Raw genomic sequence first — 15284 nt, forward strand, 5'->3', positions numbered from 1 at the left:
AAGGGGTAGTCATGTTACCCACCACAACGCATTCGGCCGAAGTCATGGTGACCGCGCGGCATATCGCGAGCTGGCCCCAGGGAAGGGGCGCCTTGATTCCCGCCGACTGCTGGCGTTCCGTGCAGTGTGTGGTATTTCGTCTGCCGGCGGTGAAGCGGGCGGTGCCGGTCTGCCGGAACCTGGCCCGCGCCTGGCTCGACGGGCAAAACATCCATGACGACGACACACGCTATCCGGCGTTGCTCGTTCTGTCGGAACTCTTCTCCAACGCCATTCAGTATTCCGCCAGCAGACACATCACCTGCCGGATATGGAGGTCCGAGAGTCTGCTGCACATCGAGGTGCACGACCGCGGTGGGACACCGTCGGTGCCCCGGATGCGACGCCCGGGCCAGGCCCAGGAGCACGGCCGCGGCCTGGAACTGGTCGCCAAGTCCTCCTCGCGATGGGGCCGCAGAACCGAGGCCGACAACGGCTGCACCGTATGGGCGGCGATACCGCTGACAACCGGTGTGCGCAGCGGCATGGCGCCGTAACGCACCCGCCCCGACGGCCGGCCGGACCCCCACCCGGTGACGCGTCCTTCCGGCGGGCCGGAAGCCCGCGCCCCGCCGAAGCCCGCACACCGCACCTCACCCCAGGCGGCCGGCCGGACCGCCACCGGCGACCGGTACGCATCCGCCGCTGCACGGCCCCTTCCGGGGTGGCTCCCTACCGCCGACGGCCAGGCAGGCACCGGCTCCGCACCACCTCCCCGCGGGACGGAACCAGCAGGCCGGCCGTCGGCACCCGTACGAAGCGGCGGCCCGCCCGCTCCTCCGCCCTGCGCAGGGCGTGCGTCACCGGGGCACCCGCACGCCGCTCTCCTGGACCAGGGCGTCGAATTCGCGCACCGGCTGCGCGTCACCGTACGGCCTCAGCTCATCCCGGAAGCTCTGCAAGTACCGCTCGCCGAGCGCCGACTTCAGCCGGCCGAGCAACGCCACCGCCTGCACGGCGGCCCGGCACGCCTCCTCGACGTCACCGGCCTGCACCAACGCCGAAGCGAGCAGCAGCAGATCGATGGCCCGGCGGCGCACCCGGGTCCGCGGGTGCCGGGCGAGCGCCTCCTCGGCCCGGCGGGCGGCCGGACGCGGCTGCTTCAGATCCCGGTAGCAGTGGGCCAGTTCATCCGCCAGATAGGCCCGGTCGAAGTGCGCGATCCACTCGGGACTGTCCCCCGGAACGACATGCGCCATGGCGTCCGTGGCCTTGTCCACCAGTATTTTGCACATCCGCGCGTCCCCGAGCATCGCGTAGCCGCGGGCCTCGGTCGCGTAGAACATGGCCTGTGCGGCCAGCGGGGCCCGCCCCCGGGTGCCCTCCTGCGCGGCCCGTGCGAGCTGCACCGCTTCCCTGGCGCAGCCGGCGCCGACGGCGAGATGGCTCAGACCGGCCGCCAGCACATAACCGCCGTAGCAACGGTCATCCGCGGCCTGCGCGAGCCGCAGCGCCTGGATGTAATACCGCTGCGCCAGGCCCGGTTGCCCGGTGTCCAGGGCCGTGTACCCGGCGAACTCCGTCAGCCGGGCCGCCGCCGCGAACAACTGCCGCCCCGTGGTCTCGCCGTAACTCCCCTCCATCAGCCCGGACAGCACACTGCTGAGACACGAGACCACCACCGGCCGCACATACCCGCTGCCGACCCGGTGGTCGAGTTCGGCCAGCGCCTGGGTGGTCGCCCGCACCAGCTCCACATCGGTCATCCCCACCCGCGGCCCCAGCCGCCAACTGCGCGCCACCTGCGGGTCCGGGGAGCTGATCAGCCAGTCCCTGCTGGGTTCCACCAACGCCGAGGCGGTCATGGCGGAACGGGACAGCAGCCCCCGGGATTCGGCGTCCATATGCCATAGTTCACGGACCTGCTCCAGCGCGTCCTCCACGGTCGCCGCGAAGTGGAGCCCGACCCCACACGTCACGCTGTTGCCGTTGGCCATGCCGATCTCTTCCGTCGAGACCGTACGGCCCAGCCGGCCGCTCAGCGCCTCGGCGATGATGGCGGGAACCCGGCCGCGGGGCCGCTGACCGCCCAGCCACCGGCTCACGGAAGTCTTGTCGTACCGCAGGTCCAGGCCCTGTGCCTCTCCCAGGACGTTCACCTGGCGGGCCAGAGCGGAGTTGGACAGCGAGGCTTCCTGGATGAGGGACCGCAGTCGCTGGTTGGTCTGACGCGCGACGAGTGGTCGGGCGGCCATGGTTCGCCTCCAAGCACATGCCGCCAACGGTTCACGTTGGCATATCCAGAGAGAACGGGATGGAACAGTCAATACCCAACAAGCGGGACTGAATCGCGATGACCAAAGTCAAGTAGTCACCTGGACGTTGCGCGCAGTAGCGCAGGCGCACCCGAGGGCTCCGGTCATCCCCCGCTCGCGCCGGGCTGTCCCCTGCGCCCTTGCCGGCCCCTCCGGCGCCCACCACTCCACACGGCGCACAACCTCTCCCGTCGAGCGCCGGCGGGTGGATCGCCGGCCACTGCGAGCGGAGCGAAGTATGTGGTGCCGTGCGACAAGGTGTCCCGTGCACCGCATTTCGGCCATCTGGCGCCAGTTGCGGACGGCTTCGGCGTTGCCCCCGGAGTCTCGGCGGCCGACTTGGTTGCCGCTGCCGGCCGGGACGGGCGCAAAGCGACGGCCTTGGCTGTGAACTGCGACGGGATGGTGTTTCACCGGCCTCCGCACGGGCCTCCGGAGCTGCTCCGGCGCTCAAGATCAAAGTGGTTTTGGTGATCCACGGCGGAGATCGAATTCCCTTGTGCCGTGTGAACGATCTATGTATGGTCCGTCACCGAACGGGGGAGGTTCGGTGATCAACGAGATTCACCAGCGTGTTGCTGCGCGCAAAAAAAGCATCGACCGGTATGAGGCGCCGGCGAGGTCCGATGGGGGATCGGCAAGCCCGCCCGGTCCTCTTGCGGTCGTCTACGACTCGGGCGCAGCCTCTGCTGAGGAGATCGGCGCCGCAGTCCGGAAGATCGGCCCGGCGGTTCTGGTGGCGGCGCCCTCTGCAGCGGCCACGGCCGCCCGCCCTCTGCTGGCTCAGGCGGGTCACCTGGTGACGCTCGATCATGGTTTTGACCACGCAGTGCACGAGATGAAAACCCACAATGTCGCCGGAATCGTCACGTTCAGCGAGGCTGCGCTACCGCTGACCGGTGCTTTGGCCGCTGCACTCGATTTGCCTTTCCATGACGCTCCCACCCTCACCAGGCTGACCGAGAAGTATGCGCAACGTATGGCGCTTTCCGGTGCAGACGTGTCGCCGGTGCGCTGTCGGCGCATCGGTGACGCTTCCGAGTGGGCCGAAGCGGTGACCGCTGTCGGCCTGCCGGCGGTCGTCAAGCCGATGCGCGGTGCGGCGAGCCGAAATACCTTTCACATCACGGACGATGCACAGGGCACGGCACTGGTGGCGCAGCTACTGGACGGCGCCGAGGACTCTTTGGTGGTGGAGGAGTACCTGGTCGGCCAACCGAACGGACGATTCGGTGACTACGTGTCCGTCGAATGTCTCGTCATCGACGGAGCCGTGGATGTCCTCATGATCTCGGGGAAATTTCCCCAGCTGCCGCCGTTTCGGGAGACGGGCCAGTTCTGGCCGGCCAATCTGACCGACTCCCAGGCCGACCAAGTCCGCTCCCTTGCCATTGCCGCGGTCGGTGCCGTCGGGATCCGGTCAGGATTCGCGCATGTCGAGGTGAAACTCACCCGGAGTGGCCCGCGCATCATCGAGGTCAACGGCCGTCTCGGCGGCTTGCAGGCGGAACTGGCGCAACGTGCCGCCGGGCTCGACCTCGTGGAGCTGGGCGGGCGCGTCGCTGCCGGCCGGCCCGTCACGGTCGAAGCGCTTGAGCTGGATCGGGTGTATTTCCAGTATTACTGCCCCGCGCCGCTCTGTCCCAGCAGACTCGTGCGGGTACGAGGCCTCCGCGAGGTTGCCAAGGTTCCCGATATCACGGCCTATCGCGCGTTCGTCGGAGTGGGAACGGGCCTCGCCGGCGGCGTCGCGACCATGAATCTCGGTGGTTTCTTCGGCGACGCCGCCAACCCTGAGTCCATGGTGACTGCCGTGGATCGAGCGCTGGACCTGCTCGTCTTCGAATTCGAGACGGCCCACGGCGTGGTGGGAATCCCCGCCCGTGAACTCGGGCATGCACACGAACTGTTAAGCGGCCCTCGGGACAGCGGGGAAGAGCATCGTGACTGAGCTGAGCGCGGATCGGGGTATTCGGGCTGCGGCGATTCCCCGATTATGGATCTTTTGGGCAGCTTTTGCCGCGTCATCCATCGGTACCGGGCTCGCGTTACCCCTCCTCGGTTACTACCTTCACACGGTCCTGGGACACAGTTCGGCGGTCACCGGCGCTCTACTGAGCTTGCTGGCCCTGGCCAATCTCGGCAGCGCCCTTTCCGTCGCCCGCGTCATCGACCGGTTCGGCAGCCGCATCGTTGTTGTCGTCGGGACCGTGCTCCAACTGGGCGGCTATGTGCTGCTCGCCGGTCGCACGACATTCGTCGCGCTTCCGCTGGTGATCATCGGGGCCGGCAATGGAGTGTTCAACGCCGCGTTACCGGGCCTGATGCGAGGGTTCGGTCCGGCCGCCGAGCGGCCTCGCTTGTTCAGCGTCAATTACATGATCATCAACCTTGGCCTCGGAGTGGGCGCGCTGCTGGGCGCATGGGCCACGCATACCCATCAGGCGAGTGGTTACCAGTTGGCGTTCACGCTCAACGGGCTGTCGTACGCAGTGCTCGGCCTGACGGTGTTGCTGGTCACCCGGGCCGAGGCAGCGGGGTCTTCGGACAGTTCGTCGTCCAGAGGAATCGTGGGCGCACTGGGCGATCGACGGCTGCGTCTGCTGCTCACCGCGGCCAGCATTGCCATGATTGCCGGCTTCGCCCAGTTGGAGACGGCCGCGCCGCTCCTGCTGCTCAACACACTTCATGCGGCCTCGTGGACGGTCGGTGCTTTCGTCGCTGTCAACACCGCCGTGATCGTCGGCGCCCAGCTGGCGATCACACGGGTCGCCCGTCGCCTCACTGTGCAGAAGCTGCCGCTGGTGATGTGTGCGCTCTGGGCAGTAGCCGCGCTGATCGCTGCCGTGTGTGGCCTCGGCGGTTACGGGGTCGTGGGAATGTTCCTTTTCGCCGCGCTCTTCGGGCTGGGTGAATGCCTGTTCAGCCCGGCCTTTCCGGTCCTGTTGCTCGACATCTCACCGCCCTCGGGACGCGGTGCGTACAGTTCCGCATTCAGCGCCGCCTTCACCGGCAGCAGCACCGTCGGCAGTGCCGCGGCCGCGTTCGCCGCCGGATATCTGTCGTTCACCGGGTACTGGGTGGCGATGCTCGTGGTGATCCTCGTCTTGGGGCTGGTCTGCGCCCGGCTGCGCGCAGCCATGGACGCCACGGCCGGGGAGGTGACGGAGTGACCTCGGCACTGCCACAGCTCGGCCGAGCGGCAACCTTGGGCGAGTTCTGCCTGGACTGGGCAGACGACCTGATCCCACCCGCGACCCATCCACGACGGCGTGCGGCGGTGCTGGAACACGCACGCGATCAACTTTCCCGTCTGGGGCTGCCGGCCGGCGCCTCGGTGACGCTGTACCGGCACGCTTTCTTCCGATTGCCGCACCCCACGCCACCGGCCGACGATGCCGCTTGCGTCGAGGTCTTCGGCAACGGAATCCTGCTGGCTCGCGCGGTCTGTGCGGAAGGAGCCGGCTGCCCGGTCCGCATCGAGGTCACCGATTGGACCGACGACGACGGCCGCGACACCCGGGCGCGTTTCCTGCTCGGCACCAAGGCACAGACTCTCGGCCGGCTCGTCGACAAGCTGACCAGCGGGCACACCCTGCCCCAGCTGACCGTCACCGATGTCCGCTGGCGGTGGGCGAAACCCGAGGTGGTCGAGGAGATCGCCACGCAGTTCGCCGGCGTTCCGCTCATCGTGGTGCGTAGCTCGGCCGCTTCCGAGGACACCTGGCTGGAGTCCAAAGCCGGCGCATACGAGTCGGTCATCGGCATCGACCCCCGCGACCGGGAGGCCGTCGAAGCCGCCTGCACCCGGGTCTGGTCCTCCTACCTCCAGCCCGGGCCGGGCGACGAGATCCTCATCCAGCCGGCCCTCACTTCGGTGCAGGCTGCAGGCGTCATCACCACCCGAGAGCTCCTGACGAAGGCGCCGTACTACGTCATCGAATGTGATGACTCATCCGGCCGAACCGACACGGTGACCGGAGGCAGCGGCAACAGCCGGACCTTCTATGTCGCCCGGGACGCTCCCGCCGTGACCGACCTGCCGGCTTGGGTGACCTCGGCCACCTCACTCGCCCGGGAGCTCGAAGAACTCATCGGCTGTGACGAGCTGGACATCGAGTTCGCGTTGACAGCCGAGTATGACGGCATCGTTCTGCTACAGGTGCGCCGGCTCGGTGGCAGGTCACCTCACGAGGCCATGCCGGACACCTCCTACGCCATCGGTGTGCACACCGCGAAACGCGGCATGGCCGGCGTCCGCGCGGCCCGGACGCTCGGTGCCGGAGTGCAACTCAGCGGGATGTCGGACTGGAACCCCGCGGAGATGATCGGGTTTCGCCCCAAACCGCTGGCTCGGTCGCTGTACGAGTACCTCATCACCGATGAGGTGTGGGCGCAGAGCCGGCGTCGCCTCGGATACCGGGACCTGCGGGGCGTTCCCTTGATGGTGGATGTCGCCGGGTACGCGTTCGTCGATGTGCGGGCCTCCCTGAGCTCCTTCATACCGGCGACCGTCGACGACGCTCTCGCGGAGCGCCTCGTCCGGCACTACACGGACACCCTCCGGCGAGCACCGCACCTGCACGACAAGATCGAATTCGATATCGCGGCGACCTGCCTCGACTTCCGATGGTCCGAGAACGCCGCCCGGCTCGGCGCCGCCGGGTTCACCGCCGATCAGGTGGAAGCGCTCCGTCGTGGTCTGCTTTCGGTCACCCTCCGGGCCCTCGACATTCCGCAACAGGCGGCGACTTACTTCGAGCGCTCGGCCAGGATCGACTCCGATGTACCGGATCTGGCCACCGCCGAGCGCAAGCTGGCCTTCATCCGGTGTGACGGGACTCCGACGTTCGCGGACGCCGCCCGTGCCGGCTTCGTCGCGATGTCCTTCGTACGCACCCTCGTCGATGTCGGCCTGAGCACGTCCGATCACCTCGATACGTTCATGACCAGCTTGCACACCGTGTCCAACGAGCTGGTCAGTGACGGTCAGCAGGTGGCGGCAGGGCGGCTGCCGTGGTCGGAGTTCCTGTCGCGCTATCGTCACCTCCGACCCGGGACCTACGACATCGAGTCGCCCACGTACGGCAGTGATCCCGACAGCTTCCTGGCGCACTTCGCCCAGCCCCGTCCGCACGCCGCGGTAGCCAGTACATTGCCCTGGCCGACCGCGAGCACCGGCCAGGTTTCCGATGCGCTGCGAAGCCTCGGAGTCGACCTGCCGGCGGTCGAACTCGCACGGTTCATCAGTGCCGCCATCGAATTGCGCGAGCGGGTGAAGTTCGACTTCACCAGGCATCTCTCCGATGCCCTGGAGACGATCGCCGGTCACTATGAGGCGCTGGGCGTCTCCCGCGCAGAACTGGCGTACCTGCGCATCGGCGATCTGTGGGTGCCGCCCGGTGAGTGGGCCGCCGACGTCGGGCAGCTCCGGGCAGTGGCCGCTGCCCGACGCCGGGCCTTCGAGCACAGCGCGCACGTCCGGTTACCCGAATACTGCGACGGCCCCGACCGCCTGCGCTGGTTCGAGGTGGGTCCGGCAGCACCGAACTTCATCGGACACGGCCGTGTACGGGCGCCGATCACCGTCATCGACGGAAGTGTCACCGACCCCAGCGGATCGGTGGTCGTCATCGAGGCGGCCGACCCCGGCCACGACTGGATCTTCGGTTATCCGATCGCCGGGCTCGTCACGCGCTACGGCGGCGCCAACTCCCACATGGCCATCCGGGCCGCGGAGCTGTCCGTTCCCGCTGCGATCGGCGTCGGCGAGAAACTGTTCCACAGCATCGTGCGGGAGACGGCGATCGATCTGGACTGCGGCGCACGCCGGGTCATGCCGCTATGACCGGCCCGACGCCACTCCCGGTCTTCATCACCCAACGCCTCGTCTCCGCAGGCCCGGACGCGGCCGGACACGACGGGCTCGACCGTCGATGGCATGACGGGGCGCAGCGATGGGGAATCCGCTTGGTCCCCCTGCCAAATGACCCCGACGCAGCCGAGCTCGCCCTGCGCCACGGCACCTCCTCGGCCGGGATCGTCCTGTCAGGTGGTGGTGACCTCTCCGGCACACCCGGTGGTCAAGCACCGGACCCCGTCCGCGAGCAGGTCGAGCGGATCGGCCTCGACTGGGCGCGATCACTGGGCCGCGCCGTCCTCGGGGTATGCCGCGGAGCACAGCTGCTCTGGCGGGACGCCGGCGGAAGCCTCGCCTCGGTCACCGGCCACACATCCGGGACGCATGAACTCGTTCCCACCGCCGACGGGATCACCGCAGGCATATGCCCCGGAGTGGTGAACTCCTTTCACGCCTACCGATGCACCGGAGAGCCGGAGGGCCTCGTGACCCTCGCGTGTGCCGGTGATGGCACGGTCGAGGCGTTCAGCTCCCGGGCCGCGCGTGAAGTGGGAGTTCTGTGGCATCCGGAGCGGCCCGGCAACACCGTGTCACTCGATCTTCTCTTGGTTCGTCTATTCGCGAGGAATTCTTGATGGATGCACTGGTTCTGGCCGCCGGCGAAGGCACCCGCCTTGGACGGTACGCCGCCGATCGCCCCAAGTGCCTGGTGGAGCTGGCCGGCACCAGCCTTCTGGAGCGCTCCCTTCGTGTGCTTGCCGCGTTTCCGGCGGTGTCGGCAACGGTCGTGGGCGGCACCCGGTCCGGCCAGCTCCGCCCGCCGGCCGACAGGGTGATAGTCAACGAACGGGCGACCAGCACGAATATCGTGGGCAGCTTGTGCGTCGGCCTCGATGCTCTCGGCTGGCCGGACGACGTCCTGGTCGTCTACGGAGACATCGTCTTCGAGCAGAAGGTGATAGCGGCCGCCCTCGCACCGAGCGACGCGGCATGCGTACTGCCGGTCAACACCGGCTGGCGGGAGCTCTGGCAGCACCGGATGCCAGATCCGCTCGCCGACGCGGAAACCCTGTTGCTGTCCGCCGACGGCAGTCGCATCACCCGCATCGGCGGTCGTCCGGCCGGTTATGGCGACGTGCAAGCGCAATTCATGGGCGTGCTCCGGCTGCGGGCCGAAGGCATCGACTGGCTACGGGCGATGCCGGCCGCCACCCGGGATCAGATGGACATGACGACGCTCGTCGACCAGATGATCAGTGCTGGGCCGGCGGTCGCTGCGATTCCGGTGGCCGGTGGCTGGCTCGAGGTCGACACGGAGACCGATCTGGAGCTGTACCGAACCCTCCACGCCGACGGGCAGCTCGACCGGCTGTGCCGAATTGCCGAAAGCGGGACCGACCAGTGACACCTTCAGTGATCCTGCAGGCATATCCGGACCATGTGAAGGCGGATACAGGCGAGTCGAGTCTGGCGGCACTCACCAGGTTCGTCGGACGGTTCGACGGCGCCATCGACGCGGTGCACCTGCTGCCGCCGTACCTGGCAACCGGCGACTTCGGGTTCGCCGTCCAGGACTACAGCACGGTCGACAGCGTCTTCGGCACCTGGCATGACATCGAAGCGCTGTCGACGTCGGCAACGCTGATTCTCGACTTCGTCGTCAACCACGTGAGCGCGAGCCACCCCTGGTTCACCCGGTTCCTCGCCAACGACGAAGAGGTCACCGACTTCTTCATCCGGGTCGAGCCCAGCTGGGATCTCGGCAAACTCGCCCGCCCGCGGGCCGGGCTGCCCGTGTCGCAATTCAGCGACCACACCGGTCGGCCCGTGGACGTATGGACGTCGTACGGCCGCGGCCAGATCGATTTGAACTACCGCAGTCCGCAGGTGCTGGCGGCGATGGCCGACGAGCTCACCCGGCTGGTCGACCGGACCGGGGCGGCGGTGCGGCTCGACTCACTCGCGTTCGCCTGGAAAGAACCGGGAAGCCTCAGCATCCACGCCGACGGGACGTTCGACGTCGCCCGGCAGTTGGTCGCTGCCGCCCGTCGCCGGGCCCCCGGAAACTATGTCATCGCCGAAGTCGACGACGACCTGGCGCCACACCTCGACTACCGGCGGCGAACCGGAGCCGACGCCGCCTACCGCTACGCCCTTCCACCACTCGTCGCGCACACGCTGCTGGCAGGTGACAGCGCCGCACTGCGGACGTGGCTGGCCGCCCTGCCGGCCGGGCGGCAGCCGAGCGGAATCAACATCACCGCTACCCATGACGGCCTCTACCTGCGCCCCCACGACCCCCCGCTGCCGGCCGAGGCCGTCGATGCCCTCGCCGCCCGGGCGCAGCGCTGTGGCGGGGGCGTTCAGGTCCGTAACGGTGCCGTGTACGAGCTGAACACCACGTTCGGCAGCCTGCTCGCCGACTCGGGGGCCGGGCTCGATCGGCACATCGCCGCACAAGCCATCGCGCTGACGCTGCCCGGCGTCGCACAGATCTATCTGCCCTCGCTGTTCGCCCTGCCGTATGACCCGGTGCTGGCGCGCGAGCACGCCGAGCCGCGGGCCGGGGGGAGAGCGAAACACCTCGACGTCGCGGCGCTCCTGGCCGAGCCGCAGTCACCGGCTGCGCGGTGCTTTCGGCGCATCGCCGAGTTGCTGAATGTCCGTGCCCAACATCCGGGCGCGTTCCGTCCGGAGGCCGCCTTCGCTCTGCTCGACACCCCGCCCGGGATCCTCGGCTTCACCCGCGGCAGCGGGCCGGACAAGATCACGGTCCTGGTCAATGTGACGGACGAGGCACAGCCGGTGCCGCACGAGGCCGAGGGCCTGAGCGACCTGCTGAGCCGAGCCGAGTCGGACGCACCGACCACCGTCCGCGCCTACGGCGTGCGATGGCTGACCACGGATCACGGAGACCGCCGATGAGCGAGGGAACCGCCCCCCTGCTGGATCCCCTCACGGAGCTGTCCCGGCAGGCTGCCGCGTACGACTGGGCGGCCAACGGGTCGCTGCCATTGGACCGGCGCTACCGTGAACGGCAACTGCCTCTTCTCGACAACCGGGCCAGAGCACCTCTGGGACCCGAGGCCGGCGCGGCCGAGTACTGGCCACCGATCCGGTCGGCCGTGATCCCGATCGACAGCCGGCGGCTGGCTGCCGATACCGGTATCACCGCCTTTCTCGACGATCTCCGACGCAGCGATGTCGCGTCGCTCGTCTGGTGGCCCGGACTTGCCATGCGAGCCGACCGCATGCACGCCACCCTCGTCGGAGGACTCGAAGAAGGCGCGGCATTCCCCGCCCCACGGGACCAACGCATCGAAGTGACGGTCCGCGGGCCGTGGATCGGACGCTTCAACACCGGAAGGATCTACCTTCCGGTACAGGCATCCGACGTGGCATCCGCGACCGCGCTCGCGCAACTGCGCACCCGGACCGGCGCGGATCACCGTCCGCTCCTGGCCGGCTATCTGCAGCTCTCCGGTGATGTCACCGGCGACTCGTACCGGCAGCTCCGCGACATCGTGGCCACCCACCAGAACCGCATCGCGGTGCGCTTGCCGCTGTCCGAGCTCTGGCTGATGGACACCATGGACGACCTCGTCCTGCGCTCTCACCTTGCGGCCCGGATCCCGTTGCGGAACATCTCACCCCCCATCGCAGAGGAGATCCCGTCATGACGACCGCGCACACCACCACGCCGGACCTCACGAACGAAGTCATCGACATCTGGGCACAGCTTCTCGGATTCGACGACATCACCGGCGACGACGACTTCTACGAGCTCGGCGGATTCTCGATCCTGGCGGTCCAGGTCGTCACCCGTATCCGTGAGACGCTCGGCCTCGACGTCGACGTCAGGCTGGTCCTCGACCACCCCGTGCTCAGCGACTTCGTGTCCCGCCTGAATGCGTTGCAGCCCGCCGACGACACAGCCTTACCGGCGGAGGCGGTGACCGGCCGTCACCCGGTCACGGTGCAGCAGCGGTCGATGCTCGCCCTGCTCGACGGGCCGGGACACTATCTGCACTACGACCTCGGCTGGGTATTCACGCTGGACGGAGCCGTGGATCCGGACCGGTTGCACAGGGCAATGACCGCCGCGGCCGAGCTGCAGCCCGCGCTGCGTACCCGCCTGATCCGCGAGCAAGACGGCTACGCCCAGCTCGTTGCGCCGGCCGGCACCGCATCCTTTCGACGGGCGGCGTGGACCGCTTCGGGTATCGGTGGGGTTCTCGACCAGGACCTGTTCGGCTGCGAACTGAAGACCGACGAGGCCGGGCGGCGCCAGCTGCACCTGCGCGCAAGCCACGCCATATTCGACGGATGGTCGCTCGACGTCCTGTTGCGTGCCATCGAGGCGGCATATGAAGGCCGGGAACCGGCGGGCGCCCTGGAACTCCGGTACAGCGACTATGCGCGATGGCAGGCCGACCTCGATGCGCGCGGCACCCGGCACGACGCCCTCAACTGGTGGCGCGACCGGCTCGCCGGCTACCAGGGCCCCAAGCCGTGGCACCCCGGCCTGCGCGCGGCGTCCGGTGCCCCCGGACTGGCGCAGTCCGTGCGGGCCGAGATCGGCCTGCCGGTGATGGAGGGTGTGCGCCGCGTGGCCCGCACCGCAGCAGCTTCGCCTTTTCACGTGCTGTTGGCCGCCTACCTGATCGCGGCACGCGCCGCGCGAACCGACGACGACCTGGTCGTCGGCTCCTCCACCGCGAGCCGCTACCTGCCAGAGCTCGCGAACACCATTGGCTACATCGCCAACGGAAGGCTGACACGTGCCGAGAAGATCACCGGGACCGCCGCCGATCTGGTCGAGCACTGCCGTGCCTGGTGGTTCGAATCGAATGCGCGAGCCGAGGTACACATGGAGGAGCTGGTCGATCTGTCCGGGAATCCTGACTACTTCGACATGAAGTTTTCCCTGCAGGACGCTCCGGGCATGGCCACCCCGTCGCTTCGGCTGGGGGACACGGTCGGTGCGCTGGCGGCGGCGATACCGCCGCGAACGTCGCGCCGTGCTTTCGACATGTCGGCGACGCTGCAGCCGGACGGGAAGCTGGCGCTCTGGGCCCTCTACCGGTCCGACACGCTGACACCGGTGGCGGCACAGGCATTGTGCCGCGCCTACGCCGACACGGTGGAAGCCATGGTGCACCACCCCACCGCACCGGTCGACCGCCTGCTCGACTCGGCAACCCGGACCCTGGTGACCGCACCATGAGCGCCACGTTGTCCGAGATCTTCGCAACGACAGTGGCGCGCTTCCCGGAACGAGTTGCGCTGTGCGCCGGTGACACGTCCTACACCTACCGCGACCTGGACATGCGGGTGGCCGCCACCGCCAACGCCCTGGCCGGTGAAGGCGTTCAGCCAGGCGACCTGGTGGGCGTCTTCGCCGACCGCGGTCCCTCGGCCGCAATCGGCCTGCTGGCGATCCTGCGGCTCGGCGCGGCGTACGTCCCGCTCGACCCCGGCCATCCGGCCGAGCGGGTGCGCTTCATCCTGGACGATTCCCGGGTGCGGGTGGTCGTGGGCCCGACTGCCGGTGCAGGGGCCCTCGGACTCGACGTCACGCTCGTCGATCCGGCCCTTCTGGCGCCGACTTCAGCGTGCGTGGTCGCCGCTTCAACCGACGACTCGGCGCTCGCCTACGTCATTTACACCTCCGGGTCGACGGGAACGCCGAAAGGCTGCCTCATCACGCACCGTCACGTGCGTCATTTCCTCGATTCCTTCCTGCAACTGGTCGAGGTGAACGAGCACGACATCTGGAGCGTCAGCCATTCGCTCAGCTTCGATGTTTCGGTCTCCGAGCTATGGGGCGCGTGGGCAACCGGAGGCTGCGCGGTCCTCGTCGACAGTGCGACCGCCATGTCACCGGAAGCATTCCTGGAATTGCTGTCCAGCCGACGGGTCACTGTGTACAGCCAGGTTCCGTCGGTCTTCCGCTTCCTTGCGCTGGCTTTTCGCCGGGCGCCGCGTCCGGTGCGTCTCCGGTACCTGCTCCTGGCCGGCGAATCCGTCGACCTGCCCACAGTCTCCGCGTTCCTCGCCGATATCGATCAGCAGCAGGGGCACCTCCCGACGGCGGTCAACCTGTACGGACCGACGGAGACGACCATCTACGCGACCGCGAAGATCCTTGACCCGGCGACACTGCAGGGCCAGGTCAGATCGCCGATCGGGCACGCCTTGCCGCACCTCGTGGTGGAGGTCTGTGATCCGACGGGCAGGCCCGTCGGAGACGGTGTCGAGGGTGAAATCTGCATCAGCGGCGAGAGCATCGCACTCGGCTACCTGAATCGGGACACCTTGACCGCCGAGCGATTCAGGACGAAGCCGACCCCGAACGGATGGGCACGGGAATACCGGACGGGAGACGTGGGCCGAAAGTCGGCCGACGGGATCGAGTATCTTGGCCGCAACGACGACCAGGTCAAGGTGCGCGGCTTCCGTATCGAACTCGCCGAAATCGAATTCCGGCTCCGGGCCGTCTCCGGAGTTTCCGACGGGGCCGTTATTGCGCGCCCGACACGGGCCGGCGCGCATGTCCTGGTTGCCGCGGTCGTTCCCCAGGCGCACACGGAAGTGGATGTGGAAACGATACGGCGAGAGCTGTCACGCTCTCTTCCCGCATATATGGTGCCGGATATCCTGCGGCCGCTTCCTTCACTTCCGTTGACGCCGAGCGGAAAGCTCGACCGACGTGCACTGGCCGACATGCTGTCTTCCCACCGGCCGACGCAAGCGCCGCCCCGAACCGAGCCGAAGGACATCAACTGCTGAACCCGGGGCGGCGGTCGTCCCGCCCCGCACCGGCTGCAGCGCCTGCTGCCCCCCGGGCCCTTGTGGGTGTCCCGCATCGGCACGAGAGCGTTGCAGTTGCAGGTCGAGCTCTGCCTGTGAGACGTCGGGTGGTCCGGCGATCTTCGCGTCGTTCACCCGTCGTCGCATCCGTAGGCGGCCGGCGGACGTGATGACGGCTGCAAGGACCGTGAAGTTCCCGACACGCCGACCGATCGGCGGATCGGCGCGGTGGAGAAGGGCGGCCGATGGCCGGTGAGGCCCGGGGCGAACCTCAGATCCACTGCGCAGAGCCCGAGACCGGCCCGTAACCGGGCCGA

General features: G+C 68.4%; 11 protein-coding genes. 10 read left to right on the forward strand and 1 reads right to left on the reverse strand.

Going from position 1 to position 15284, the window contains the following annotated elements:
• The first annotated feature begins 11 nt into the window (after positions 1 to 11).
• Positions 12 to 536, forward strand: a complete 525-nt coding sequence (locus ACF088_RS11415) for an ATP-binding protein (protein ID WP_392375422.1) — start codon at positions 12 to 14, stop codon at positions 534 to 536.
• Positions 537 to 839: 303 nt separating this feature from the next.
• Here the strand turns inward: ACF088_RS11415 and ACF088_RS11420 are convergent, their stop codons facing one another.
• Entirely contained in the window at positions 840 to 2234 is a 1395-nt protein-coding gene (locus ACF088_RS11420; RefSeq protein WP_392375423.1) for a transcriptional regulator, read from the reverse strand.
• A gap of 610 nt (positions 2235 to 2844) precedes the next feature.
• Here ACF088_RS11420 and ACF088_RS11425 point away from each other — a divergent pair.
• The 9 genes from ACF088_RS11425 to ACF088_RS11465 are packed head-to-tail and all read left to right on the forward strand — an operon-like array spanning position 2845 to position 14946.
• Positions 2845 to 4245 carry an acetyl-CoA carboxylase biotin carboxylase subunit family protein gene (locus ACF088_RS11425; protein ID WP_392375424.1) on the forward strand — a complete coding sequence of 467 codons (1401 nt, stop codon included), beginning with the start codon at positions 2845 to 2847 and terminating at the stop codon, positions 4243 to 4245.
• Entirely contained in the window at positions 4238 to 5467 is a 1230-nt protein-coding gene (locus ACF088_RS11430; protein WP_392375425.1) for an MFS transporter, read from the forward strand. The genes ACF088_RS11425 and ACF088_RS11430 overlap by 8 nt, the downstream gene beginning before the upstream one ends.
• A complete protein-coding gene (locus tag ACF088_RS11435) occupies positions 5464 to 8142 on the forward strand; it encodes a PEP-utilizing enzyme (RefSeq protein ID WP_392375426.1) in 2679 nt (892 codons plus the stop codon). Before ACF088_RS11430 ends, ACF088_RS11435 begins: the two co-directional genes overlap by 4 nt.
• Positions 8139 to 8789: a gamma-glutamyl-gamma-aminobutyrate hydrolase family protein gene (locus ACF088_RS11440; RefSeq protein ID WP_392375427.1), complete on the forward strand. Its 651-nt coding sequence runs from the start codon at positions 8139 to 8141 to the stop codon at positions 8787 to 8789. Before ACF088_RS11435 ends, ACF088_RS11440 begins: the two co-directional genes overlap by 4 nt.
• A complete protein-coding gene (locus ACF088_RS11445) occupies positions 8789 to 9559 on the forward strand; it encodes an NTP transferase domain-containing protein (protein ID WP_392375428.1) in 771 nt (256 codons plus the stop codon). Before ACF088_RS11440 ends, ACF088_RS11445 begins: the two co-directional genes overlap by 1 nt.
• On the forward strand, positions 9556 to 11079 hold the full coding sequence (locus ACF088_RS11450) for an alpha-amylase family glycosyl hydrolase (RefSeq protein WP_392375429.1): 1524 nt from the start codon (positions 9556 to 9558) through the stop codon (positions 11077 to 11079). Before ACF088_RS11445 ends, ACF088_RS11450 begins: the two co-directional genes overlap by 4 nt.
• Positions 11076 to 11834, forward strand: coding sequence for a hypothetical protein (locus tag ACF088_RS11455; protein ID WP_392375430.1), 759 nt, complete (start codon positions 11076 to 11078; stop codon positions 11832 to 11834). Before ACF088_RS11450 ends, ACF088_RS11455 begins: the two co-directional genes overlap by 4 nt.
• A complete protein-coding gene (locus ACF088_RS11460; RefSeq protein ID WP_392375431.1) occupies positions 11831 to 13381 on the forward strand; it encodes a condensation domain-containing protein in 1551 nt (516 codons plus the stop codon). Before ACF088_RS11455 ends, ACF088_RS11460 begins: the two co-directional genes overlap by 4 nt.
• On the forward strand, positions 13378 to 14946 hold the full coding sequence (locus tag ACF088_RS11465) for an amino acid adenylation domain-containing protein (RefSeq protein WP_392375432.1): 1569 nt from the start codon (positions 13378 to 13380) through the stop codon (positions 14944 to 14946). Before ACF088_RS11460 ends, ACF088_RS11465 begins: the two co-directional genes overlap by 4 nt.
• The last annotated feature ends 338 nt before the right edge of the window (positions 14947 to 15284 follow it).

Source organism: Streptomyces sp. NPDC015125 (assembly GCF_043080045.1).
Classification (GTDB): Bacteria; Actinomycetota; Actinomycetes; order Streptomycetales; family Streptomycetaceae; genus Streptomyces.